Source organism: Corynebacterium pseudopelargi (assembly GCF_003814005.1).
GTDB classification, from domain to species: domain Bacteria; phylum Actinomycetota; class Actinomycetes; order Mycobacteriales; family Mycobacteriaceae; genus Corynebacterium; species Corynebacterium pseudopelargi.
Genome location: NZ_CP033898.1, coordinates 1,740,680 through 1,764,944 on the forward strand (window position 1 = coordinate 1,740,680; position 24,265 = coordinate 1,764,944).

Consider the following 24,265-nt stretch of genomic DNA (forward strand, 5'->3'; position numbering starts at 1 on the left):
CATAACAATGGCACCGAAGAACCTTCCTGAAAGAATTCAGCACTACATCAACGGCGAATGGGTCGACTCGCTCGACGGCGATACTTTCGACGTGATCAACCCAGTGACCAATGAGCCCTACATTCAGGCAGCTTCCGGAAAAGTTGAAGATATCGACCGAGCTGTAAAAGCCGCCAAGGAGGCGTTCCTAAACGGCCCTTGGCCAAAAATGCTCCCCCGAGAGCGTTCCCGCATTCTCCACAAAATTGCGGATATCGTCGAATCAAGGGAAGACATCCTTGCTGAGATGGAGTCTTTCGACTCAGGCCTTCCCATTACTCAGGCACTTGGCCAGGCTCGGCGCGCTGCGGAAAACTTCCGCTTCTTCGCAGATTTGATTGTTGCTCAGCATGATGATGCGTTTAAAGTACCGGGCCGCCAGGCCAATTATGTCAATCGTAAGCCGATCGGCGTCGCTGGCCTCATCACCCCCTGGAACACACCATTTATGCTCGAATCCTGGAAACTCGGCCCTGCACTGGCAACGGGCAACACCGTCGTGTTGAAGCCAGCTGAGTTCACACCTCTTTCAGCCTCGCTGTGGCCGGGTATCTTCGAAGAAGCTGGCCTTCCCAAGGGTGTTTTCAATCTCGTAAATGGATACGGCGAAGAAGGCTACGCCGGTGATTCGCTGGTCAAGCACCCCGATGTGCCGCTGATTTCCTTCACAGGTGAATCCCGCACAGGTCAGATCATTTTCGGGAACGCAGCACCGTATCTCAAAGGTCTATCCATGGAACTCGGTGGCAAGTCACCCGCAGTGGTCTTTGCCGACGCAGATTTGGACGCAGCCATCGACGCTACGATCTTCGGAGTCTTTTCCCTAAACGGCGAGAGGTGCACGGCAGGCTCTCGAATCCTGGTGCAGCGAGAAATATACGAAGAATTTGTCGAACGATACGCTAACCAGGCAAAGCGTGTGAAAGTCGGCCTACCAGAGGATCCTAAGACTGAGGTCGGGGCTCTGGTACATCCAGAGCACTTTGAGAAGGTCATGAGTTATGTCGAGATCGGTAAGCAAGAGGCTCGCTTGGTCGCTGGTGGTGGCCGCCCTGATGGCTTTGAAGAGGGCAACTTCGTTCAACCCACCGTATTTGCCGATGTATCCCCGGAAGCTCGAATTTTCCAAGAAGAAATCTTCGGTCCGGTAGTAGCGATCACCCCCTTCGACACCGAAGAGGAAGCACTCGAACTGGCTAACAACACCAAATATGGTTTAGCCGCATACATCTGGACCAACGATCTCAAACGTGCTCACAACTTCGCGCAAAACGTCGAAGCTGGCATGGTTTGGCTCAACTCCAACAACGTCCGTGATTTGCGTACACCTTTCGGTGGCGTCAAAGCATCGGGATTAGGCCACGAGGGTGGCTACCGTTCAATTGACTTCTACACCGATCAGCAGGCCGTACACATCAATCTAGGCGAAGTCCACAACCCAGTATTCGGCAAGCAAGACGACTAATTACCCAACGCGTACACAAAGGATCACATCATGACTGTTCAAGCACCAGACATTTTGCGTTGTGCCTACATGGAGATTGTTGTAACTGATCTCAAGGCATCTCGCGACTTCTACGTCGATGTTCTCGGCCTGGTCGTTACCGAGGAAGACGACAACGCAATCTACCTGCGCACCTACGAGGAATTTATTCACCACAATCTTGTGTTGCGCCAAGGCCCCGAGGCAGCAGTTCAAGCATTCTCCTTCCGCGTGCGCTCACCCGAGGACCTCGACAAAGCAGAGGCCTTCTATAAAGAGCGTGGTTGTCGCGTAGAGCGGAAGGCAGATGGTTTCGTCAAGGGCATTGGAGATTCTGTTCGCGTTGAAGATCCGCTTGGCTTTCCGTATGAGTTTTTCTACGAAGTCAAGCATGAACGTCGACTGGCTTGGGACTACCAAGCGCACATTCCCGGCGCGCTGGTTCGCCTGGATCACTTCAACCAAATCACTCCAGACGTGCCCAAAGCCGTGGAGTACATGGAAGACCTTGGCTTCCGCGTCACCGAAGACATTCAAGATGAAAAGGGCACGGTGTACGCTGCCTGGATGCGACGCAAGCCAACTGTGCATGACACCGCAATGACCGGTGGCGATGGTCCGCGTATGCACCACATTGCGTTCGCTACGCATGAAAAGCACAACATCATCGCGATCTGCGACAAGCTCGGTTCGCTGCGACGCTCGGACGCAATCGAGCGTGGTCCCGGTCGCCACGGTGTATCCAATGCTTACTACCTCTACCTGCGCGACCCGGACGGACACCGCGTGGAGATCTACACCCAGGACTACTACACAGGTGATCCGGACAACCCTCGAGTAACTTGGGATGTTCATGACAATCAGCGCCGCGATTGGTGGGGCACCCCTGTTGTGCCTTCCTGGTACACCGACGGCTCACGGGTACTTGACCTCGACGGCAATCTGGTTCAGTTGACGAAACGTACCGACGCCTCTGAGATGGAAGAGACTATCGGAGCCGATGGCTTTTCGTACACTCGCCCGGGCGAAGAAATGCCCGATTACAAGAAGGGCGAATACAAGCTAGGCCATCAGCTTTAAATTTACGACGCCCCGCGTTACCTCTCACGGCGGCGACTTCGGTCGCCGCCCTCTTTCGGAATGGAGCACCCCTTGCTGAACAAGGAAACCATCATTCAAATCGCGGATGAACTTGCAGCGGCGGAAGAAAACCGCTCAATGATTCCGTTATTGACCAAGCGATTTGAAAACATGACCGTTGAAGACTCGTATGCCGTGCAGAACGAATGGCGCCGCCGCGGTATTGAGGCGGGCCGTAGGCCAGTCGGCCGTAAGATTGGCCTAACCTCCAAAGTGATGCAACAGGCCACCGGTATTACCGAGCCGGACTATGGTGCGATTTTTTCAGACATGGTCTTCGAGAACGGATCGGTAATTGAGCATGCGCAGTTTTCTAATGTACGAATTGAAACGGAATTAGCCTTCGTATTGAAGGAACCCTTGAAGGGGCCTAACGTCACCATCTTCGAGGTCATGAACGCAACTGACTACGTCATTCCTGCCCTGGAGATTCTTAGTTCTCGGATCGAAATGGAGGGGCGCACCATTGTCGACACTATTTCTGATAACGCCGCAATGGGCGGGATGGTGTATGGAGGTAACCCGGTTAAACCACACGACGTGGATCTGCGCTGGGTAGCGGCTTTGCTCTATCGCAACGAGATAATCGAGGAGTCTGGTGTTGCTGCCGCGATCCTAAATCATCCTGCAACCGGAGTGGCCTGGTTGGCTAACAAGCTAGCAGCTCATGGTGATTCTTTGGAGGCCGGGGAGATCATCCTTGCAGGTTCTTTCACCCGGCCGATGTGGGTGAAAGAGGGAGACACTGTACACGCCGACTTTGGACCGCTTGGAGCAATAACGTGCAAATTCAAGTAGATCTACCGCCGACATTTAACGAAAAAGTTCGCGGAACAAGAGGCCCTGCCACCGGCCTTTGGGTGTGCTCGGGCAGCGATTCTGCAGCTGAAATTCTTTCTCTCTCAGGTGCCGAGTGGTTGCTGATCGACGGCGAGCACTCCCCTGTTGGATTGGAAACCATAACCTCCATGCTTCGCGCGGTGGCCGCTGGCTCCGCTACGCCCGTGGTACGCGTCCCCGTTCTAGACACTACGTTGATCAAGCAGTACCTGGATCTGGGTGCTCAGAACATCATGGTGCCAATGGTGCACACAGGCGAGGACGCCGCTCATGCAGTTGCCGCAATGCACTATCCCCCCAAAGGCATCCGTGGAGTGGGTAGTGCGCTTGCTCGTTCTTCGCGCTGGAATCGTGTTTCTGGTTATCTGGACAACGCCTCGGAAACAGTCAGCCTGACAGTACAGATTGAGTCCGATCGTGCTGTCCGGAATTGCGAGGCTATCGCCAATACGGATGGTGTGGACGCGGTATTCATCGGACCTTCCGATTTGGCTGCGTCTATGGGACTTCTTGGAAAGCAGACCCACCCTGATGTCCTCGAGAGGGTCTATCAATGCATTGATGTTGTGCAGAAATCCGGGAAACTTGTAGGCGTGAACGCTTTTGACCTCGACCAGGCGCGGGAATATGTTCGATCTGGCGTCGATTTCGTCGCAGTGGGTGCAGACGTCCAGATCTTAGCTTCACAGTCACAGGTACTCGCTAATACATTCAAGGATGGGAATCAGGGCAGCTAAAAACCGATTATCGCTGAAGACTCTGGCTCCCGGCGCTTTTTAAGGGAAGGCCGGAGTGAGTTCTCCACCGAACCGAACTACTGCGACTAGCGCCGGGAGCCCCTGTGACGGTTCGTCTTCAGCCATCTTGTTCAAGACCCAATCGAAAATGCACGTTTAGAGTCCAGGCAGAATTCGGTAAGGATTAAAAAGGCATCGGTACGGACCTCTACCTCGAGCATGCGATTGGTTAACAAGGCATACCACTGCCGTTTTAGAACCTAACCGAGTTCCACTGAGCGTACAGCCTACTAAAAAACAAACCGCTCTGCAGGGTGTCGCCAAATCGCTGCATAGCTTCATGGGTCTGAGCAGATTCCCGAAGTGATCCCTGCGACCCCCCCCCCTTGCGCCTCTCTACCCACGAGCTTTACGTATCAAATTACGAGGTCACACCGGTTAATTTTCGTGAGCACCTGCTCGGAAACACCGACTAGACTTTAACTAAGCCCCGCAGAAAGATTCGGAAACTTTTCAATCCGCCGGAATACGAGGTGTGAGCTCACCTTTGCCAGTCCGTCGTTTTGGAGAATCCAGGTTGTTATTCCCAATGATGTTTAAAACGTTTGAGACTTTTGCCTCAACGGCTCTACCATTCTCAAAGTTTAGTGGGAACCTGGCTTCAATCAGCAGGCGGACCTCGTAGATCAAATCCTCACCTGGGTACCATCTTCGACTAGTCGCTTTGAAATTTTGCGCGGGGCGTCGAAAAGCTTTCATGCGATGTGAAGTAAACGCGCGAGTATCCTGGGCGAAAAGTAATTGAGCAACTGCCAAGGAGACCGCCGTGCGCTTCAACCGAATCTTTGCCGCAATCCCCTGCGCGCTGCTTTTGGGCGCCTGCTCCAGCAGCTATCAGGCCCACCTCAGTGCCGAAGAAGCGGTACTCAGAATTGAGCTCAAGGGGGCAAAGTTCGTAGAAGAGGATGGAGTGTGGGTAGAGGTGGGCTCCCAGCGTGCGGCATTACCTACCGAGGAACCCGCCAATGGCTTCGGCGGAATCACCCACTTTGACTACGAGCTGGAATCTCAGCATGTACTCAAAGTGCAATCGCATAAGACTGGCCCCACCGATCGAATGTGGCGCGGACCTTTTGGTGAGTGTTTTATGCGCAAAGCACAAGCCGACTACACCTTCGAGCAAGCCGACGAGATCGCGAACTTATTAAAGAATTCCGCCCAACGCTGTTAAGCGCTTTGAGGCTCCGAAGCAAACGCTGCTAGCAGGATCAGATAGCGGAAAGCACGACCAAGCGCATGAGGCGTTGCCTTGCGAACCTGAGGCAAGGGCTTGTCGCGGATGAGGCGAGGGGCATGTCGCGCGTGAGCGTGGCGGCAACTGCACAAGGAGCATTGCTGCAGATTTTCTATCCCTAACGCATACCGGCGCACTGCAGGTAGGGTTAGCTAAATGAATGATGCAGCAACAAAGCGAATCGCTATCTATGTAGGTTCTATCCGCGAAGGACGCAACGCAATCGACGTTGCCCGCTGGGCAAAGGGCTTAAGTGAAGGCTTGGACGCCGAGTTTGAACTCATCGACCTGGCCGATCACATCCTCCCCCACATCGCCACCCCGAAACCGCCGGCAGCCTACGAAGGTAAGTACCCGGAAGCACAAGTGCGCGAATGGGCCGAACTCATCGATAGCTTCGATGGCTTCATCTTTGCCACCCCCGAGTACAACGCCAGCGTGCCTGGCACCATGAAGAACAATTTCGACTCCATCTATGGCGAATGGGCCGATAAGCCCGTGGGCTTCGTCGCCTGGGGCGGTAATGGCGGCGAGTCTGCAGTGCGCCACTGGCACGATATTGTCCAGCGCGTAGGCATGAAGCCTGTTGGCAAGGACGTGTTCCTGCCCTTCCGCGAGGCATTCAAAGACCACAAGCTCGCCGCCACCGAGGAACAAGAAGCCGCGATGAAAGCACTGCTTGAAGCCGTGGTGAAGGAAGCCTAAAACATGTTGCGCAAGTTGCTTGCCGGCAGCGCGATCCTAGTGCTGGCCGGATGCAGTGCCTCTTCGGATGATTCGAGTGCGAAACCCGAGCAGTGGCAGAAAACTGCAAAGATTTTTAATCATGTGCTCGACCACGCCGATGAGTACGACTTCGACATCGAAGATGCCTCATCCACTTACGACTATTCGCTTGTCGACGCCAACGGCGACGGCCAAAAAGAATTGCTCCTGCGCAAAACCCCCAACGCGGCGATAGGTTCTGTGCTCGTATTTGCCGCCGACCCTGAACACAACCAGGCGATACTTGCAGATACAGCACTAAAAGACGGCGTCGCAACGGCTGGCGGTAGCCGTTATCGCATCGCGGGAACCAAAAGCGAACACGGCATTATCGCCAGCAGCGGCGAGGCCGCCAGCGGGGCGACAACGGCGGTGCTCTACACCATCGATGGAGCATCCTTGGTAGACCAAGGCCAATGGGAATACACCGCTGGCCCATCCGGCACGCCGGAAAGCCTGGAGGCAGCAGAGGCAGAACTGGACTGGGAAAATATCGCTCAGCGCCCCTTTAATGAGCAACCAGATCTGTTGCGCAGCAACCCCGGCGATCTACCAAACATTGAAGGTGAAACAGGTGGCCAGGACGCTGCAAGCGCGAAGTCAGAAGAAAAAACGAGCAATCGCAGCATCGAAGACGTAGTTGATGGTCGATCCAAAGCGGACTTCCCCACCTTCAGTGGCGATGCCAGCAGCGCCAACCCCAACTATGTTCCCAAGACCTCACCGCAGTTCGCACGCGCGGTGTATAACGCCTTTATTTTGGAGTGGATCTACAACGCCAACACCACACCCGTATTGGAAGTGGCCTCGCCGGTAACTGGGCAAACATACACGATGACCTGCGTGCAGCATACTTCGGTGACGTGCCGCGGCGGCAACGACGCGGTGGTGTATATCTACACGCCAAGCCCCTATGCTCCACCAGACGGGGTGCAGTGGGGATAGCAATCGGCACCGGTGGCGAGGTGCCACTCCAAAGCCGGGTAAAACGCTCGGAGATGGCATGAATCCCTATGCGATCCTCTGGGCTACCGGCGCGGGAGGCGGTGCTCGGGAAGGCAGGGGGTCGAACCCCTCATGCTGGTGCTAGCCCGTTGCTAGCTGGACCTTCCCATGAGAAAACCCGGCGCGACCGCCATGGTCGAACCGGGTTACTTTTTGCTTCTTTACAGTGTGATCAAGGGATTTGGTTCATCGAGTTCTGGGAACTCATCGAGTCGATCTGTAGCGACAAAGAAGCCTGCGGCACACATAATCTCCGTATATTCAGGTGCGTCCTCAGCTGGGTATCCCTCGTCAATAAACCGTTGGACGTGTTCATCAAACATCATTCGATAAGGGCCACTGTGAAGGATCATGACCTCGATCTTAGCCATTTGTTGAAGTACTCGTCCGTAACTGGATCTTCATATGTGAAAACCGGCGCGACCGCCAAGGCCCAACCGGGTCCGCTGCAAACTAATTAGAAGTTGAATCGATCTTCTGGCACTGGGTGTGGTGCTCCTGATGGGCGATCAAGATAACGCATCTCGAAATCTGTGGTGCGCGTTGGTGTTTCATCCCAATCAAGATGTAGCGACAGATCTGAATGTTCACACATGTAGTGGAAAAGGCTATCCACTTCCGGGAAGTGCTCCATGTTGACGATGGTTGCTCGAACCTCGAACAAGTTTTCATCGTCATAAAAGTCAAACCACAAAGGCACCGTGGCGCCGGTTTCTTTTCTCCATTCCTCGATGAGCTTTTCCGTGAGCTTGGTATCCGTGGTTTCGAGCACCTCGACGTAGGGATGAATCTTCATCATCATGTGTCTGCCCTCCACACCATTGGTCGAACCTCTGTAACCACAGGAACCATTTTTCCACCATCAGCATCATCACGCACCGCTTTGCTTGATCCAGACTCAGAACTCTAGCCACTTGATCCCAATCGGCCAGACCAAGGCTAGAAACGAGAAAACCCCTGCTCCTTGCTAGGAACAGGGGTCTTGATTTGTGGAGCTACCGGGCGTTGAACCCCCTGATCGTTTTTCTAGCCCGCTGCTAGCTGGATCTTCCCATGAGAAAACCGGCGCGACCGTCAAAGTCGAACCGGGTCCGCTGCAAACTACTTAAAAGTTGTATCGATCTTCAAGTACCGGGTGTGGCGCTCCCGATGGTCGATCAAGATAACGCATCTTGAAGTCTGTAGTTGTTTCTGGAGTATCGTCCCAGTCCAGATGTAGGGACAGATCCGAATGTTCACACATGTAGTGGAAAAGGCTATCTACTTCGGGGAAGTGATCCATGTTGACGATGGTTGCTCGAACTAAAAACAAATCTTCATCATCGAAGAACTCAAACCACAATGGCACCGTTGCGCCGGTTTCTTTTCTCCATTCCTCGATGAGCTTTTCCGTGAGCTTGGTATCCGTGGTTTCGAGCACCTCGACGTAGGGATGAATCTTCATCATCATGTGTCTGCCCTCCACACCATTGGTCGAACCTCTGTAACCACAGGAACCATTTTTCCACCATCAGCATCATCACGCACCGCTTTGCTTGATCCAGACTCAGAACTCTAGCCACTTGATCCCAATCGGCCAGGCCAAGGCTAGGAACAGGGGTCTTGAGTCGTTGAGCTGCCGGGCGTTGAACCCAGCAACAAAAACGCCCCTATCTGCACAAACACGCCAGTTTTCCAAAACCCCGCGACAATCACACGACACACGAAAACGTCGCATCCAACCGGGCGCCCAACTCATCCAAATCCGCATCAAACAGCGCCGAATACGTATCCAACGTCATCGTGTAGCCGAAGCATGCCCCAACTGACGCTGCACCACCTTCACATTCGCGCCAGAGGCCACCATCAACGACGCCGCGGTATGCCGCAAATCATGCAGCGTCACCCGCACGCTAAACCGTCCGTCCTTCACGCAATGATTCACGGCCTGATCAAACCACTCCCCCGGCCCTGGTTGCTTCATTGGCTCAGTCGAATCAGAAAACACCCACGCGGACAGCAACTTCAGCCGACACTGCTCCGCCAGCATCTCGAACACAAACCCTTGCGCGGTGACCGCACGGCGCTCCTCCGTTTTTTGGTGTGCCCACCACTGACAGGCTATCGACCAGCACCGCGTTGCGCTCAATGCTGATACGACGCCCGACCACATCAATGTCTCTCGCCTGCAGCCCAGTCAGCTCGCCAATGCGCATCCCCGTGGTGCCCAGCACCCAGACCACATCCGGGTGCTTCGACGCCTTCGCCAACGCCATCAACTCCACCTCAGTCAAAAACCGCTGAGGCGCCTTTGCCTTCTTTGGTAGGGGGACCCGCTCACCGGGTTGGCCTTGAGCACCTGGTCTTCCACCGCTAAATCAACCGCACCGGATAGAAGCGTGAGACAGTGTCGTTTTGACGGTTCGTTCATTGGCTTCATTGCAGCGTCCCACACCCCGTCTTGGTCGAGGCTGGCATGATCTGGCGCCTCAAGGCCAGCAAGTCAATCACACACTTGCGACTGGCGCACTGCCGTAGCTCTCACTGCGCCCCACCGTGGGCGCGCCTGTGTACCAGCAACGCTTCTGAGCCTTGATTGCCATGATGGTTTCCGCTCCGAGATGTGGAACAGCCGATCGATCAAGCTCCCCTACTGTGACGGCGGTCTGCTCTGGTGGTTGCCAGTCACCAGAGCGCATGTCGACGGCCATGGGATCAGCCCACGCTTGAGTCGCGGTTTTGGTTGGAAACCTTGTTTGTTGCGTGATCGTCCGTCGGGTGAGCGGTATTGGACGCGCCACGCCGTGCCCTTGGCGGTCTTATATTTTTTGATGGAGGCCATCGGCTATCCTTACTGCTGATGGCTGCTGTTGTAGGTGGTTGGTATGCCCCGCATGGATTGATTGTGGTGATCCCCCGCGCAGGGCTTTTTATGTTGCTGGCGGTGGTTTGAATCCAGCATGGTATTCGTCGCTTGTGTATGAGGCTGAGCGTGGTGCTTCGCCGGGGAAACTTGCTGGGTTTTCTCGTAAGGGTTCGAAGCGGAGGATGAAGAACCCGATCAAGGGTGCGAATCCTACTGGGGACAACCCGAACCGCATCCGGTGTGTTCATGCGTATGCGTTGCGGAAGCTTGAGTATGACTCTGTCGCCGCTCCCGGGCAGTACGACATTCCGAAAGCTATCCTGGGCCCCTGACGCCAGTTGAATACTCCACGATTTTCTGGCGTAACAAAAATGGGGACTCCCCGAGGTGGGAGTCTAACGATACTGGACACGGCGCCCTTCGATGGGCTGAAGTTCGGGAGAAACTTGAGAAAGAATACCCAGTTGGCTCCTACGGATTTATTAGAGCAGCTAAGACGACCGGAGCGCATGTCATGTCCTGGGAAAGAGACGATGAAGGAGTCAAAGTCTTGAATCCACAGAACGAACGTATCGATGCTGAAGACTACCTAGAGGCCGCGGTCAGAGGATCAATTCGGTGGGCGAGGATAGACGGATTTAGACCACAAGCTGGTGTAGAATCAGTGGTCAAAAGAGAGTCAACATGAACTACAAAGCAGCCTTTGAGCTTGTCCGTCGCGAGTTCCTTGGTGCCAGAATTAGCACACAGGGCTATGAAACGGATGAGTTTTTCTTATTACCTCCTGATGATCCCGAGTATGAAGGTCTTACTTCTTACGTTGTTTGGAAAGAAACCAGGCATGTAGAGAAACTCAGCGCTACGGATCCACGAATCTATGATTGGGAACCCGTTTTCCTTCAGAACCCTGTTTCTGTCTCGCGAACAGCCATGCAGTAGCCACGTGTGTGGGGTGCGAGTCCCCACCATGGCACCACCCCGCACCACGTCTTGTGGTGGCGGGGTTTTCTTATGCCCGAAATCAGATCACCCAGGAGGGATCATGTCGGAAGAAAACACCGCCACCAATGTGGAGAACACCCACGAGCAGGCGGAGCCGCTGTCGAAGTCCAAGTCGTTTCGCAATCCGGATGGGGATCTGTTTTTGACGGGTCAGGAGCGAGTCATGCTCGAGTCAGTGCTTGAAGATGGTGTTTCCAATGGGGCTCGGGGAATGGAGGCGGCTGGATGGTGGATCAGGAGGAATTTCCGTGTGAAATTCCTGTCGCGCTGTCGAGGCACTCCAGCGGTAGGCATGATGTCTATGGCAGTCCAACGCCACCGCCGCAAGCCTGAGCAACGTCTCATCATCGGGAGCGGTGGTGATAAGGGCAATCATCTGAGCGCGTAATTCCCGCCTCGTGCCCTCCCAAGACGAGTGATCGGTGCTGACCTTCATGCGCCCCATGATCCCGTAATCCCACGACATTTCCACGACATGCGAGACTAGAACAGGCTTAAACAGACTTAAGCATCACACATGCTACACCCAAGAAAAACCCCCACTAACCAGGCAAAACACCAGGCCAGCGGGGGTTATCAATTTGTGGAGCTGCCGGGAATTGAACCCGGGTCCTACGTCACCTTGCCAGGGCTTCTCCGTGCGCAGTTCGCGCTTGGATCTTTACTCGACTCTCCGGCTAGGACGAACACTTCCGGATGATGAGCCCAGTTAGCGGTAAGAGTCCCGTTGCACCCCGCTAACGCGATGCAACGGCAAGTCCCTTAGTCGATGCCAGACACCAGAGCAGGGACAACCCTGGGCTGACAGACACGCGGTCGCTACAAATTAGGCAGCGAGGGCGTAGTCGCGCTGAGTGTTCTCGGCGCTTATAAATTTGCTACGACGCTTACGGTGGTCTCTAGCCTGCACCGGCACGCTTCCCCTGGCGTAATGAACGCAGTCGAAACCATGTCAGCCCCTCGTGCGTTACCGGGTGCGGGAGTTGTGCTGCACTCACCCGGCAGGAAGCACAACACTACTCCTTGTGCGCCATAGGCTGCAAGGCCTTTAGGGTTCTAGTTCAAATTCCCTGGCAAACGGCTCGGCTTTTGGCGGTCGTTGATCCGTGGGGAATACGAGGTTATCTGCACTTACCAGCATGGTTTTGTGTTGGCCGTCCATGGACTCAAAGGAGGCCACCTTGCCGCCGTCAATCGGATAGTCCTGAGCCATGAGAATCATAGAGATCTTTTCTTTACGGATCTTTTGCTCTTGGGGATAGAGCACATCTGCTTGCGTAGGCGTATCCAGTACGAGCACCACCACATGCTCATCATCCATGCCGGCTAAGACCTCTGGGTCTTCTTGGTGCATGGCAGCTAGTTCATCAATGTTGAGCACACGAACGGTGCCTTCAAAGCGTTGTAGCTGTGCTGCACTCTCTGTGTCGTTGCCCTGTGCTGTAGCCGACTGTTCTTCTTTGGATGCGGAAGTGCTTGCAGGGGTACTTTCGCTGCGCATCGCTGTGGATTGCTCACTCGATGTATCTGTCTGCTCGTTTCCACCGCTTCCGCAGGCTGCCAGGGGCCAAATTAAGGCCAACGCTATGAGTGTTACCTTCCGGGATTGTCGGGGCATGATCCCTCCTCATAAATCACGGTGCTCGACCATTTTTAATGGAAAATTACCACGCCTTTTGCAACAACACCACTGTTTGGTTTCAACCACTACCTGCGGGTTTTAAGTACGTGGCTGGTCTAGATGCATCGAGGCATCCGAAAATGCGCGGGTCTGTGGTGGGCCTAGTGGCACCGTCACGTGATGCCCTCGAATACGCGACTGCGGCCCGGGATTATCCGAGCTGAGCAAGGTGGCGTTCACAGTCTTAGAACCGAAGCCATCAGCGTTTAGCACCCACAACTTGGTGGGCCGATTCAGCTTCAACATGGCATAGCCCTCATCACCCGTTCCAGGGGTCGGGTGGAGATCCCCGGCAGCGAGAGCAGCTCGTTTTGGCCTTAGCAGCTTTTATGCCTTGCGTGCTGTTGCTCTGGGCGCGTCTGCGTTTTTCGCTAGGAAAGAAAGCCGCCAGGCCACCGTTGCCATTCGCATTGATCCGCGAAAATTTCAGATCCTTGCCGCTGCCGCAGGTGGCAGCACCAAGTGCATCCAGTACGTGCACCTCAGCTCCGCGAGCCTGATCGAGTACGCGATGGGCGGGTATAGTTCTGCTCGACTGCACCTTATGAGGGCGATGAAAAGCGCAGAGGCAAAGCAACTCGATGTTTGGTTCGCAATCTAATTCAAGCAGTGCTTAAGGCCTAGATTCAGGTGTTTTGAGATTGCGTCTCCACGCACCACTGGGCCAGTACCAGCGCGTGGTTGTGTTCTGCGTCTTTGGCCGCGTAGAGCAAGGTGGCCTCGTCCAGGCTCAGCAGCCGTTCCAGATCTTCAGATTCGTTTGCGTTTAATTCTTCGCGGTAGCGCTTGCTAAATTCTTCAAACTTTTTGGGGTCGTGATCGAACCACTTGCGCAATTCGGGGGAAGGCGCGACGTTTTTCAGCCACAAAAACTCGCTGGTTTCTGCTTTAGACACCCCACGTGGCCATAAGCGATCCACCATCACGCCGGTGCCGTCCACCGTTGCTTCGCCGTGTACAACGCTGTAGATCCTTTCGCATCTCATGCGTTGATGCCTTTAATTTTGCGGCCCACCTCGCGCACAATTTCGCGTTCGGTGGTGCGGCGTTTGATGTCTTCGCGCTTGTCGTAGTCTTGCTTGCCTTGGGCCAGCGCTAGTTCGAGCTTGACGCGGCCATCCTTGAGGTACAGCGAGAGCGGCACCAAGGTCTTATTGCCATCGCGTACTTTGCCCATGAGCGAGTCGATCTCGCGTCGGTGCAGCAGGAGTTTGCGGGTGCGATAAGGCGAGTGATTGGTCCAGGATCCGCGCGAATACACCGGAATATTCAGGTGGCGCAGCCAGACTTCGCCCTCATCAATGGTGGCGAAGGCATCGACCAGCGAGACGCGACCTTCGCGCAAGGACTTAATTTCGGTGCCAAGCAGCACCACGCCACACTCGAAGGTATCGAGGATCTTGTAATCGTGGCGCGCCTTGCGGTTGGTTGCGAGCACGGGGTTTGAGTTCGCTGCCTTCTTCTTTTTCGCCATTGCTCCAAGATAGCGCTTCTACTTGCGCACGTACCAACGCAAGGTCACCTGGGCTGTAAGCGCTGCAAAAATGACGCCCACGATGGCAACAACGGGCAGCACTGTCCAAATATCGGCGCTGCTGACTCGGGCGATCAATTGAGATTCGTAGAGACCATTGAGTGCTTTATCAATCACCCATGCCTTGCCGCCGAATAGCGCTGCGCCGGAAAGCACGGCACCGATGAGGGTGGCAATCACAGCCTCAAGCACGAATGGTGCTTGGGTGTACCAGCGCGAGGCACCCACCATGCGCATGATGGAGATTTCTTCGCGGCGGTTAAATGCTGCGATCTGCACCATGTTCACGATGAGGAAGATCGCGGCAATGGCCTGGATGGCGGCGAAGAGGAAGGTGGCGTTGCGGATGGAGTCGAGGTTATCGGTGGCACCTCGAAGATCATCGACCTGATCCACGATGGTATCGACCTGCTTCATGTCGCGAACGGCATCCAGGGGTTCGGTATCGAGTGGATCTTTCAAGCGCACGTGCAAGGCCGCTGGGAGCGCGTCGCGGGAGGTTTCTTCTACCAGCAGCGGGTCGGTGTCTTGGAATACCTCTACAAAGCGCTCATAGCTTTGTTCGCGGGATCGGAAGGTCACGCTTTCTACGCCATCGGAGGCTTGGAGCTTGTCGCGTACTTCCTGGCAGTCTTTGGTGGAGCAGTCTTTGTCGTTGGCTGAGATCTCCTCATTGAACTGCACCATGACTTCTACGCGGTCGAGGTAGATCTCTTTGGTTCGCTCGGTCATGTTGGTAACCAAGAAACCGGTGGCCAGCAGCGCTAGGGAAATCGCGGTGGTGATCACGAGCGCGATGGTCATGGTGATGTTGCGTCCGAGGCCGCGGAATGCTTCGCGGAAGACAAATCCTTGTTTCATCGTGTTTTCGCCTTCCCTTTGTTATTTCGCTTCGCCGTACACGCCGTGGGCATCGTCGCGCACCAGCTTGCCCAGGTTGAGTTCGATCACGCGTCGTCGCATGTCGTTCACGGCCCGTGCATTGTGGGTGGACATGATCACGGTGGTGCCTGTGCGGTTGATCTGGTTGAGCAACAACATGATCCCATCGGAGGTCTCCGGGTCGAGGTTGCCGGTTGGTTCGTCGGCAAGCAAGACGAGCGGGCGGTTGACAAAGGCACGCGCGATGGCCACGCGCTGTTGCTCGCCGCCGGAGAGTTCTTGGGGCATGCGGTGTTCTTTTCCACTTAAGCCCACCAGCTCGAGGGTTTCTGGCACAAGCCGGTTGATCTTGTCTTTTGGTGTGCCAATCACCTCGAGGGCAAACGCCACGTTGTCGTAGACATTTTTTTGCTGCAGCAGGCGGAAGTCCTGAAACACGTAGCCGATGCGCTGGCGCAGTTGGTTGATCTGCTTGCCGCGCAGTTTGTTCACGTGGAAATCGCCAAGGTGGAGATCCCCCGATGAGAGGTTGGTTTCGCGGATCATGAGCTGCAAGAAGGTGGACTTGCCCGAGCCAGACGGGCCGATCAAGAACACGAACTCGCCTTTTTCGATGTGCAGCGAAATATCGTCCAACGCTGGGCGCGTGGAGGTCTTGTAGGACTTGGTGACGTGCGAAAAGGTGATCACGGCTTCCCACCTTAGCGAAAGCCCTGTGACGAATGAAGCTGGTGTGACCCATGTGGCGAAATCTCTTTCACTAAGGGTGCACTCACCTTGCCAATCTTCTCCAAGCCTCAAACTTCGATGAGACTCAACTCACTAACTGCTAGCCTTGGTCAGGATTGTCCCTCAACCCGAAGGTCCTCATGACTCAAACCAAAACCAAGGATCCCTCCCCGCAGCGCGCCAGCGGCCTGCTCGGAGTGATCGAAAGAATCGGCAATAAACTGCCCGACCCTTTTTGGCTCTTCGTCATTCTTGCCGGCGTCGTGGCGATCAGCAGTTGGATCGGTTCCACCATCGGCATGAGCGCCACAGACCCTCAAAGTGGTGAAAAAATCGAGGTCAGCAACCTGCTCACCTCCGAGGGCATCACCAGAATGGTCACCGATGCCATCAAGAACTTCACCGACTTTCCTCCCCTTGGCGTGATCCTCACGGTCATGTTGGGCGTAGCGGTCGCCGAACACACAGGGCTGATTAGCGCCCTGGTTCGAGCCATGGTGGCCAAAGTCGGCCCCACCACCCTCACCTTCGCTGTGGCCTTGGCAGGTGTCACCGGTTCCATTGCCTCCGATGCCGTGTACGTCATTTTGATTCCGCTTGGCGCAATGAGCTTCCGCGCCCTCGGCCGGTCCCCCATCGTGGGCGCCATGGTCGCCTTCGCCGCGTCTTCCGCCGGGTTTAATGCCTCGCTCATTTTGAACATCACCGACGTCCTGCTCGGCGGCATCAGTACTTCTGCTGCCCAGCTTGTCGACGAAAACTACGAGGTCTCACCGCTGGCGAACTACTTCTTCGTGGTGGCGTCTTCCATTGTGTTGGCCTTGATCATCACCGCGGTGACTGAGCTGTTTATTAAGAACAAGGCCCGAGAACTCGTCGATCACGACGATCTGGACTACTCCGAACTCACCTTCAAAGAAAGCGCCACCGCACCCGCTGAGCAATCAGAAGAAGAGCTCAAAGAGGAAATCAAGCTCGAACCCCAAGAGGTTCGCGCCTTGTGGTTCACCCTCCTTGCAGCCGTGCTGAGTACCGCCGCCTACTTCATCTTGATGTTCTGGCCCGCCTCTCCCTTGTATTCACCAGAAGGCGCATTGGAAGGCCCGCTCATCCGATCCGTGGCCATCCCGATCGCCGGCATCTTCTTCATCCTCGGCATCGTCTACGGCGTGGTCGCAGGAACCATCACCAAAGCCGCCGACATTCCGGAGTTCATGGCCAAAGGCTTAAAAACCCTGCTGCCGATGATCGTGCTCTTTTTCGCCGTGGCGCAGTTCCTGGCATGGTTCCAATGGTCCAACCTGGGCATCTGGACTGCTATTAAGGGCTCGGAGTTGCTCCAGCAATGGGATCTGCCCGTCTATGTCCTCTTCGCAGCATTGGTGCTGATGGTCGCACTGCTCAATATCTTCATCACCTCCGGTTCGGCCCAGTGGGCACTCATGGCCCCAGTGATCGTGCCGATGATGATGTACGTGCACGTCTCACCAGAGGTATCGCAGATGCTCTTCCGTATTGGTGATAGCCCCAGCAACATCATCACCCCGATGAGCCCCTACTTTGCCCTGGCGCTCACCTTCTTGCAGCGCTATTACAAACGCGCCGGCGTGGGCACGTTGATGTCGCTCGCCCTGCCCTACTCCATTGCCATGTTGGTGGGCTGGTTCCTCTTCTTCGTCATTTGGTATGCCCTTGGCATCCCGATCGGCCCAGGCACTCCCACCACCTACCCTGCCTAGAGCGACGGTGGGGCGTCGACAAGCTAGGGGCTAGGAATCCTGCGCCATGCGCCAGCGGATCCCGGCCTCGAGGAACTTGTCGATGTCCCCATCAAGGACCTTTTGAGGATCATTGACCTCATAATTTGTGCGCAGGTCCTTGACCATCTGGTAGGGATGCAGCACATAAGAACGCATCTGATTACCCCAAGAAGCATTACCACCCGCGCCGAGAGCATCCAGCTCGGCGCGTTCTTCTTGGCGCTTACGCTCTAACAGCTTCGCCTGCAGCACGCGCATGGCCGCAGCCTTATTCTGAATCTGAGACTTCTCATTCTGGCAGGTCACCACGATGCCAGTGGGAATATGGGTCAGACGAACAGCAGAGTCGGTGGTATTGACCGACTGCCCACCAGGACCTGAAGAACGATAGACATCCACGCGGATCTCATTATCGGGAACCTCGATATGGTCGGTCTGCTCCACCACGGGCAGCACCTCTACCTCGGCAAAGGAAGTCTGGCGGCGGCCTTGATTATCAAAGGGGCTAATACGCACCAAGCGGTGCGCGCCCTGCTCAACCGAAAGCTGGCCATACATGTATTCGCCATGCACCACGAAGGTGGCCGACTTAATGCCGGCTTCTTCTGCATAGGAAATGTCGTACACCTCAACCTTGAGGCCGTTTTTCTCAGCCCAACGGGTGTACATGCGCATAAGCATCTCTGCCCAATCGGCGGCATCCACACCACCGGCGCCTGAGCGAATATTCACCACGGCCTCGCGGGCATCGTATTCGCCCGACAGCATGGTCTTGACCTCAAGCGTTTGGATTTCCTGCTCAAGATCTTGCAGTTCCTCATCGGCCAAGGCGGTATCTTCGCCTTCTTCCTCGGCCAACTCATACATCACCGGCACGTCATCGAGGCGCTGGCGCAAAGCAGTGAGCTTTTTCAACTTGGCCTGTTGCATGGAAAGCTCTTGGGTTACCTGCTGCGCGTGCTCGGGATCATCCCACAATTGGGGGTCTGCCGCCTGTTGCTCAAGCTCACGCGCGCGAGTAGCAATCTCTTCAGGATCCATCACCTTCTCAATAGTGGTGAGGGTGGCATCTAAATCGCTGAGCGTTTGCTGAATATCAGGTCGCATGAGCACAAAGTCTAGCGCTTAACTCGAAGCGCTTTCGCTTGTGTTGCACAATGGTAGCCATGTCGAGCCAGAACGAAGCCCCAACCTCCGTGGCGGAAATGATCCCCGCCCTTGCCAAGACTTTCGCCGTCTCGCACGAGGGGCGCAGCGATGCACAGATCGCCCAGGCACTGGTGTTTAATGCCGGCCGCCTGGCCTGGCGCATGCGTGACCAAGGTGTGCAGGTGGAAGAAAAGACTTCCATCTCCGACGTGGTAACAGAAGCCGACCGCGCTGCCGAATCGTTCATCCACACCGCCCTCGCGCTCTTGCGCCCCGAAGATGGCGTGATCGGTGAAGAAGGCACCAACCAACAAGGCACATCGGGCCGGATCTGGGTAGTAGACCCAGTAGACGGCACCTTCAACTTCACCACCGGTGGCGATTATTGGTGCTCCGCCCTAGCCCTAGTAAGCGGTGATCCTTCCGACCCAGAAGTACTCCACCTAGGTGCAGTCCACCGCGCAGATCTTGGCTACACCTGGCTAGGTGGCAAGGATCTACCCACCACCCGCGATGGCAAAGCACTACCAAAGCTTGACAGTGCCCCACTGGCCGATATCTCGCTGGGCACCTATATTCACCCCACCTTCCTTGCCAAAGACGAGGTGCGCGAAGCCTGGCTTAAGGTCGCGACCGCATGCGCTACCTTGCGTATGTTTGGCGCCGCCTCAGTTGATCTTGCCGGTGTTGCCGAAGGCCGCATTGGCGTATGGATGCAACACAGCGTGCATGACTGGGATTGGCTGCCGGGCCGCGCACTCGTAGAAGGTGCCGGTGGCGCCTGTGAAAAAGTCGAGGCAGGCGGAGTTACGTGGTGCATTGCCGGCAATGCGCAGGCAGTACGCGAAGCACAAGCAGCGCTGACTGCATAGCGCCTCAAAGCACTAGAGCCAGCCGTTATCGCGTGCACGACGCGCGGCCTCACAACGGTTACTGGCCTGCGTTTGGTGCTTCTTATGCCGAGTGTTCCCAGCGCGGAAGCACTTCCTTACTCCAAGAAGAGAAATTGCTGTGTCCATGCCGTTGATCCAACCTGGCAGGCTGCTTGGCCACATAGGTCATTCGTCATGGATTGCCCATGAATTTTGTCAGGCACGCTAGGCACCCGTTCGCCCGCGATCACCTTTGGTCACAGATAGGATGGCCTCTATGAGCAATTTTGCCGATGATCTTGCCTTTGCTTTAGAGCTTGCCGACGCAGCCGATGCCATCACCATGGAGCGCTTCGAAGCCTCGGATCTGCGCATCGACTCCAAGCCGGACATGACGCCGGTCAGCGATGCCGATCTCGCGGTAGAAGAAAAACTGCGTGGCCTTTTGCAGGAACAGCGCCCAGCCGATGCCGTGCTTGGAGAGGAATTTGGCGGCGATGTGTCCTTTGAGGGGCGCCAATGGGTGATTGACCCTATCGATGGCACCAAGAACTTTGTGCGCGGTGTGCCGGTGTGGGCAACGCTGATTGCCTTGCTTGAAGATGGCCGCCCCGTTGCCGGTGTGGTGTCTGCACCGGCACTTGCGCGCAGGTGGTGGGCTGCTGAAGATGCAGGTGCTTGGCGCAGCTTTGCTGGTGGCTCACCGAAGCGCCTTAGCGTATCCAAGGTGGCCAAGCTTGAAGATGCCTCCGTATCGCTTTCCTCCTTAGAAGGCTGGGAGGCTCGCGACTTGCTGGGCAATATCGAGCAGCTTTCGCGCGAAACGTGGCGTTTGCGTGGTTTTGGCGATTTCTTCAGCTACTGCCTGGTGGCAGAAGGCGCTGTGGACATCGCAGCAGAACCGGAAGTATCCCTGTGGGATCTCGCTCCCCTGGCAATCCTGGTAGAAGAAGCCGGTGGTACCTTTAGCTCGCTTGGCGGCAAGCCCGGACCACACGGTGGCGATGCCATTGCCTCCAATGGCCTCTTGCACCAAGCAAGCCTAAATATTGTGAACCCATAGCGAAAATGCCCTGCTCAAAAGGCAGGGCATTGTTCTTTTTGTAGAGCTTTTAGGCGGGTTGGAAACCTACGCCTGCTCCACCGGTGTTGAGGTCACGCAGTACGGCTTCCATATTCACCGTGGCAGTGGGCGAATGCAGCGGGCCTTGCAGCGGGGTGTTGCAGGCAGCAAGTTCGGTGGGGATGATGCCACCGGAGATGATGCCGACTACGCGGTCGCCTTCGATCAGCGGGCCGCCGGAATCACCGGGGCGTGCGCACACATGCGAGATAGCAAACTCTGGATCGCTGAGCAGCACCGGGCCGCAGGAGTTGTTGCTGGCAACACCTTGCTTGCAGGCCGTGTCGAGTGCGCGCGGTTCTGCACCCACGGCGTGCACGGCAACACCTGGATAGTATTCGCTGGTGATCTCGGTGTTGGGGCCCAGCTCAATCACTGCATAATCAAGGTCTTGGCCCTTGCGCACGATGGTGCCAGAGGGGGCGTTATTGCCAAGCTGCACCGCATCAAGGCTCTTGATGGGTTGGCCAACTTCACCGCAGTGCCCGGCGGTAATGGCGAGCTTGCGCCCCTGGGCATCGGTGCCAGTGACAGCAACGGTGCACATGCTTTCGTCATTGACCAGGATCGGTGTACCTGGGCCATACAAGGTGGTGCCGCGGGCGTGAGCATCGCGAGCAACCTGCGGCACATCCGGGCCATGGAAGAAGGATCCGGTTACGCGGTGAAGCACGGGGCCAGTCTGCAGTGCCATGACCTTAGAAAAAGGATCGTTAGTCCACTGGTAGAAAGGGCCGTTGGGCAAAGGCTCGAGCTCAAAGGGGGTTTCGACCGGGAATTGCTCGGCGAGGGCAGCAATTTGTTCTTCTAAGGTGGCCGAAGATCCAAGCTGGGCTTGATCCAAGGCTGCCTCTACTTGCCCTGCTACCTCGGGGTTGAGTTGAGCCAGCGGTGCCAACACTTGTTGGCTGAGCTGATCGCTGGACTGGGCCATGGCATTTGGAGCTGCCAGGGTGCCGGCCAGTGCCAGGGTGCCGCAGGCGATAGCGACGCGGCGCATCAAGCGTGAAGCCATAAAGGGAATCCTTTTCCTTTGAGTGAGAAAGTAGTCAAGGCCATGCTACGCCACCAATGCGCACTTCGATAGTCGTAGCGGGGGTGGGGGCCGGTTAAAAAGCCGCACCCAAAGGTGCGGCTTTCGTGTGGTGCAGGTTGGCTTAGTCGATTTCGACCAGTGCTTGGCCACCTTGGACCGAGTCGCCTACCTCCACATGGATTGCGCCCACGGTGCCGCCGGAAGGTGCGGTGATCTCTGTTTCCATCTTCATGGCTTCGAGGATCAACAGGACCTGGCCAGCCTCGATGGTGTCGCCCTCATTGACCAGCACCTTAAATACGGAGCCGGCAAGCGGAGCCACCACGGCGTTGGCGGAAACACCTTGCACGGAGGCGTTGGAGGGTTCGCTATGGGTTTGGCTAGAGCCGCCGAAGACGATCGATCCGAGTTGACGCTGCTCCTCTTCGACCTCGACTTCGACAGAGTAGGCAATGCCATTGACTGTCACATTAAGTTTCATGTTCTTCCTTGTGTTGAAGTTTCGCCGATTCCGCTTAGAGCTGCGGAATGTGGAGCTGAACGTTCTGTCGGCCCTGAGCCGCCCACGTGCGGTGACGCGAGTACTTCACGGCCTTGATCTTGCCTCTATTACCCAAGAAGGCGCTTACTGCAGCCGAGATGGCCAGCACGACGTCTTCTGGGATGGAGGCGTCTGAACGCTTGCGTAGTTCGGCAATTTCTTTTTCTGCCACATCCAAACGCTGGCTCAGACCTTGTACCAATTCGAGCAGTTGCTCGTTGCTCATTTCCATGGCTGCTCCTTACACCGGACCCAGGCCGTGCTTCTTCGCGGGGCGCGTCACGCGCTTATTGCTCAGCACCTCGAGGGCATTGGCGATGTGCATGCGGGTTTCGGCGGGGTCGATGATGTCGTCGACAAGCCCGCGCGAGGCGGCCATATAGGGGGTAGAGAACGTCTCGCGGTAGAGCTCGATGAGCTCCTGGCGCTTGGCTTCCTTATCCTCAGCGGCCTCAATCTCTTTGCGGAAGACCACATTGACAGCGCCTTCGGCACCCATGACGGCAATCTCTGCGGTAGGCCATGCATAGACGCGGTCTGCACCAAGATCCTTGGAGCACATGGCCAGGTGCGCGCCACCATAAGACTTACGCAGCTCGATGGTCACCTTCGGCACCGATGCCGCCGAATAGGCGTAGAGCATCTTCGCGCCGTGGCGGATAATGCCACCGTGTTCCTGGGCAACGCCTGGCATAAAGCCCGGGACGTCCACGAAGGTCACCAGCGGAATATTGAAGGCGTTGCAGAAGCGGATGAACTGGCTGCCCTTATCGGAGGAGTTGATGTCGAGCACACCGGACATCACATTGGGCTGGTTGGCGATGATGCCGACGGTGCGGCCCACGATGCGAGCAAAACCAACCACGAGGTTTTGGGCATAGCCTGCCTGCACCTCAAGGAAGTCGCCGCGGTCGACCACGCGGGTGATGATATCGCGGATGTCGTAGCCCTTCTTGCCTTCCACGGGAACGATGTCGCGCAAAGACTCATCGGGCTCGACAATCGGATCGGGATTGACCACCGGGGGTTCCTCAGTGTTGTTCTGAGGAAGGAAGCTCAGCAGCTTCTGGGCGATCAGGATTGCCTGCTCATCATCTTCTGCAACGAAGTGGATATTGCCGGCCTTGGTCATGTGCGCATCGGCACCACCGAGCTGCTCTGCAGTAACGTCCTCGCCTGTGACCGACTTGATCACACCGGGGCCGGTGATGAACATGTTGGCCTTGCGGGTTTGGATGATGAAGTCCGTCAGTGCCGGGGAGTACGCGGCACCGCCGGCGCAAGGGCCTGCGATGATCGAGATCTGCGGCACCAGACCAGACAGCAGCACGTTTTGGTAGAAGACCTTGCCGTAGCCGGAAAGGGAATCAATGCCTTCCTGGACGCGGGCTCCGCCTGAGTCGTTGATGAACACAAAAGGTGTGCCGGTGGTAGCGGATGCCTGCATCATGGCCGCTACCTTGTTGGACTGGGTTTCACCTGCGGAACCACCCATGACGGTGAAGTCTTGGGAAGCGATGTGCAGGGGGCGGCCGAAGACGGCGCCGGATCCTGTGACCACACCATCGGCGGGCGCATCGGCTTTGTCCATGCCGAAGTGCGTGGTGCGGTGCTTGGCAAACATGCCGGTTTCGTAGAAGGTGCCTTCGTCGACAAGCGCCTCGATGCGCTCACGGGCGGTGAGCTTGCCTTTTTCGTGCTGCTTGTCGATCTTTGCCTGGCCACCGCCGAGCTCAACCTTGTGGCGAGCCTCGGCCAGTTGCTCAAGGCGATCGGACATTGTGGGTTCGTTACTCATGTCGTGTCAT

At 56.1% G+C, this 24,265-nt stretch carries 27 protein-coding genes and 1 other RNA gene; 12 read left to right on the forward strand and 16 right to left on the reverse strand.

Features of this window, described 5'->3' with window-relative positions; genetic code table 11:
* The first annotated feature begins 7 nt into the window (after positions 1 to 7).
* The 7 genes from hpaE to CPPEL_RS08140 all read left to right on the forward strand — a co-directional run bounded on the left by hpaE (position 8) and on the right by CPPEL_RS08140 (position 7,243).
* Positions 8 to 1,504: a 5-carboxymethyl-2-hydroxymuconate semialdehyde dehydrogenase gene (hpaE, locus tag CPPEL_RS08110; RefSeq protein ID WP_123960640.1), complete on the forward strand. Its 1,497-nt coding sequence runs from the start codon at positions 8 to 10 to the stop codon at positions 1,502 to 1,504.
* A gap of 30 nt (positions 1,505 to 1,534) precedes the next feature.
* Entirely contained in the window at positions 1,535 to 2,602 is a 1,068-nt protein-coding gene (hpaD, locus tag CPPEL_RS08115; RefSeq protein WP_123960641.1) for a 3,4-dihydroxyphenylacetate 2,3-dioxygenase, read from the forward strand.
* A gap of 72 nt (positions 2,603 to 2,674) precedes the next feature.
* The gene (gene hpaH, locus CPPEL_RS08120; RefSeq protein WP_123960642.1) at positions 2,675 to 3,460 is read left to right on the forward strand and encodes a 2-oxo-hept-4-ene-1,7-dioate hydratase; all 786 of its coding nucleotides are present in this window, start codon (positions 2,675 to 2,677) and stop codon (positions 3,458 to 3,460) included.
* Positions 3,445 to 4,239 (forward strand): HpcH/HpaI aldolase family protein, encoded by a 795-nt coding sequence (locus CPPEL_RS08125; protein WP_123960643.1) that lies wholly within the window; start codon positions 3,445 to 3,447, stop codon positions 4,237 to 4,239. Before hpaH ends, CPPEL_RS08125 begins: the two co-directional genes overlap by 16 nt.
* A gap of 826 nt (positions 4,240 to 5,065) precedes the next feature.
* On the forward strand, positions 5,066 to 5,470 hold the full coding sequence (locus tag CPPEL_RS08130) for a hypothetical protein (protein ID WP_123960644.1): 405 nt from the start codon (positions 5,066 to 5,068) through the stop codon (positions 5,468 to 5,470).
* A 219-nt stretch (positions 5,471 to 5,689) separates the two neighbouring features.
* Positions 5,690 to 6,238 carry an NADPH-dependent FMN reductase gene (locus CPPEL_RS08135; RefSeq protein ID WP_123960645.1) on the forward strand — a complete coding sequence of 183 codons (549 nt, stop codon included), beginning with the start codon at positions 5,690 to 5,692 and terminating at the stop codon, positions 6,236 to 6,238.
* A gap of 3 nt (positions 6,239 to 6,241) precedes the next feature.
* A complete protein-coding gene (locus CPPEL_RS08140) occupies positions 6,242 to 7,243 on the forward strand; it encodes a hypothetical protein (RefSeq protein WP_123960646.1) in 1,002 nt (333 codons plus the stop codon).
* A gap of 221 nt (positions 7,244 to 7,464) precedes the next feature.
* Here CPPEL_RS08140 and CPPEL_RS08145 read toward each other — a convergent pair whose 3' ends face one another.
* The 4 genes from CPPEL_RS08145 to CPPEL_RS08160 form a co-directional block, all read right to left on the reverse strand.
* Positions 7,465 to 7,656 carry a hypothetical protein gene (locus CPPEL_RS08145; protein ID WP_123960647.1) on the reverse strand — a complete coding sequence of 64 codons (192 nt, stop codon included), beginning with the start codon at positions 7,654 to 7,656 and terminating at the stop codon, positions 7,465 to 7,467.
* Positions 7,657 to 7,760: 104 nt separating this feature from the next.
* Positions 7,761 to 8,105, reverse strand: coding sequence for a hypothetical protein (locus tag CPPEL_RS08150; RefSeq protein WP_123960648.1), 345 nt, complete (start codon positions 8,103 to 8,105; stop codon positions 7,761 to 7,763).
* 303 nt (positions 8,106 to 8,408) lie between these two features.
* Positions 8,409 to 8,753 carry a hypothetical protein gene (locus CPPEL_RS08155; RefSeq protein ID WP_123933409.1) on the reverse strand — a complete coding sequence of 115 codons (345 nt, stop codon included), beginning with the start codon at positions 8,751 to 8,753 and terminating at the stop codon, positions 8,409 to 8,411.
* A gap of 327 nt (positions 8,754 to 9,080) precedes the next feature.
* On the reverse strand, positions 9,081 to 9,455 hold the full coding sequence (locus tag CPPEL_RS08160) for a tyrosine-type recombinase/integrase (RefSeq protein WP_123960649.1): 375 nt from the start codon (positions 9,453 to 9,455) through the stop codon (positions 9,081 to 9,083).
* Between the two features lie 1,377 nt (positions 9,456 to 10,832).
* Between CPPEL_RS08160 and CPPEL_RS08165 the strand changes: the two genes are divergently transcribed.
* Positions 10,833 to 11,087: a hypothetical protein gene (locus tag CPPEL_RS08165; RefSeq protein WP_123960650.1), complete on the forward strand. Its 255-nt coding sequence runs from the start codon at positions 10,833 to 10,835 to the stop codon at positions 11,085 to 11,087.
* A 103-nt stretch (positions 11,088 to 11,190) separates the two neighbouring features.
* The gene (locus tag CPPEL_RS11165) at positions 11,191 to 11,538 is read left to right on the forward strand and encodes a hypothetical protein (protein WP_164470401.1); all 348 of its coding nucleotides are present in this window, start codon (positions 11,191 to 11,193) and stop codon (positions 11,536 to 11,538) included.
* A gap of 193 nt (positions 11,539 to 11,731) precedes the next feature.
* On the opposite strand, the gene ssrA is transcribed toward CPPEL_RS11165, so the two are convergent.
* From ssrA to ftsE, 7 genes are all read right to left on the reverse strand, one after another.
* Positions 11,732 to 12,110, reverse strand: a transfer-messenger RNA (tmRNA) gene (ssrA, locus tag CPPEL_RS08175).
* Between the two features lie 88 nt (positions 12,111 to 12,198).
* Positions 12,199 to 12,651 (reverse strand): hypothetical protein, encoded by a 453-nt coding sequence (locus CPPEL_RS08180; protein WP_123960652.1) that lies wholly within the window; start codon positions 12,649 to 12,651, stop codon positions 12,199 to 12,201.
* Between the two features lie 219 nt (positions 12,652 to 12,870).
* Positions 12,871 to 13,077, reverse strand: coding sequence for a hypothetical protein (locus tag CPPEL_RS08185; RefSeq protein WP_123960653.1), 207 nt, complete (start codon positions 13,075 to 13,077; stop codon positions 12,871 to 12,873).
* 380 nt (positions 13,078 to 13,457) lie between these two features.
* Positions 13,458 to 13,817, reverse strand: a complete 360-nt coding sequence (locus CPPEL_RS08190) for a DUF488 domain-containing protein (protein WP_123960654.1) — start codon at positions 13,815 to 13,817, stop codon at positions 13,458 to 13,460.
* On the reverse strand, positions 13,814 to 14,305 hold the full coding sequence (gene smpB / locus CPPEL_RS08195; protein ID WP_123933406.1) for an SsrA-binding protein SmpB: 492 nt from the start codon (positions 14,303 to 14,305) through the stop codon (positions 13,814 to 13,816). Before smpB ends, CPPEL_RS08190 begins: the two co-directional genes overlap by 4 nt.
* A gap of 18 nt (positions 14,306 to 14,323) precedes the next feature.
* Positions 14,324 to 15,226: a permease-like cell division protein FtsX gene (ftsX, locus tag CPPEL_RS08200; protein ID WP_123933405.1), complete on the reverse strand. Its 903-nt coding sequence runs from the start codon at positions 15,224 to 15,226 to the stop codon at positions 14,324 to 14,326.
* 21 nt (positions 15,227 to 15,247) lie between these two features.
* A complete protein-coding gene (gene ftsE / locus CPPEL_RS08205; protein ID WP_123960655.1) occupies positions 15,248 to 15,937 on the reverse strand; it encodes a cell division ATP-binding protein FtsE in 690 nt (229 codons plus the stop codon).
* Between the two features lie 179 nt (positions 15,938 to 16,116).
* Between ftsE and CPPEL_RS08210 the strand changes: the two genes are divergently transcribed.
* A complete protein-coding gene (locus tag CPPEL_RS08210) occupies positions 16,117 to 17,715 on the forward strand; it encodes an AbgT family transporter (RefSeq protein ID WP_123960656.1) in 1,599 nt (532 codons plus the stop codon).
* Positions 17,716 to 17,745: 30 nt separating this feature from the next.
* Here the strand turns inward: CPPEL_RS08210 and prfB are convergent, their stop codons facing one another.
* Entirely contained in the window at positions 17,746 to 18,843 is a 1,098-nt protein-coding gene (prfB, locus tag CPPEL_RS08215) for a peptide chain release factor 2 (protein ID WP_123960657.1), read from the reverse strand.
* 59 nt (positions 18,844 to 18,902) lie between these two features.
* Between prfB and CPPEL_RS08220 the strand changes: the two genes are divergently transcribed.
* Both CPPEL_RS08220 and hisN read left to right on the forward strand, forming a co-directional pair.
* Positions 18,903 to 19,757 carry an inositol monophosphatase family protein gene (locus CPPEL_RS08220; RefSeq protein WP_123960658.1) on the forward strand — a complete coding sequence of 285 codons (855 nt, stop codon included), beginning with the start codon at positions 18,903 to 18,905 and terminating at the stop codon, positions 19,755 to 19,757.
* Between the two features lie 277 nt (positions 19,758 to 20,034).
* Positions 20,035 to 20,820, forward strand: a complete 786-nt coding sequence (gene hisN, locus CPPEL_RS08225) for a histidinol-phosphatase (RefSeq protein ID WP_123960659.1) — start codon at positions 20,035 to 20,037, stop codon at positions 20,818 to 20,820.
* 49 nt (positions 20,821 to 20,869) lie between these two features.
* On the opposite strand, the gene CPPEL_RS08230 is transcribed toward hisN, so the two are convergent.
* The 4 genes from CPPEL_RS08230 to CPPEL_RS08245 form a co-directional block, all read right to left on the reverse strand.
* A complete protein-coding gene (locus CPPEL_RS08230; protein ID WP_245990423.1) occupies positions 20,870 to 21,895 on the reverse strand; it encodes a S1 family peptidase in 1,026 nt (341 codons plus the stop codon).
* Positions 21,896 to 22,037: 142 nt separating this feature from the next.
* A complete protein-coding gene (locus CPPEL_RS08235) occupies positions 22,038 to 22,397 on the reverse strand; it encodes a biotin/lipoyl-containing protein (RefSeq protein ID WP_123960660.1) in 360 nt (119 codons plus the stop codon).
* Between the two features lie 34 nt (positions 22,398 to 22,431).
* Positions 22,432 to 22,689 carry a hypothetical protein gene (locus tag CPPEL_RS08240; RefSeq protein WP_188358293.1) on the reverse strand — a complete coding sequence of 86 codons (258 nt, stop codon included), beginning with the start codon at positions 22,687 to 22,689 and terminating at the stop codon, positions 22,432 to 22,434.
* Between the two features lie 9 nt (positions 22,690 to 22,698).
* Positions 22,699 to 24,255 (reverse strand): acyl-CoA carboxylase subunit beta, encoded by a 1,557-nt coding sequence (locus tag CPPEL_RS08245; RefSeq protein WP_123960661.1) that lies wholly within the window; start codon positions 24,253 to 24,255, stop codon positions 22,699 to 22,701.
* Positions 24,256 to 24,265 lie beyond the last annotated feature (10 nt).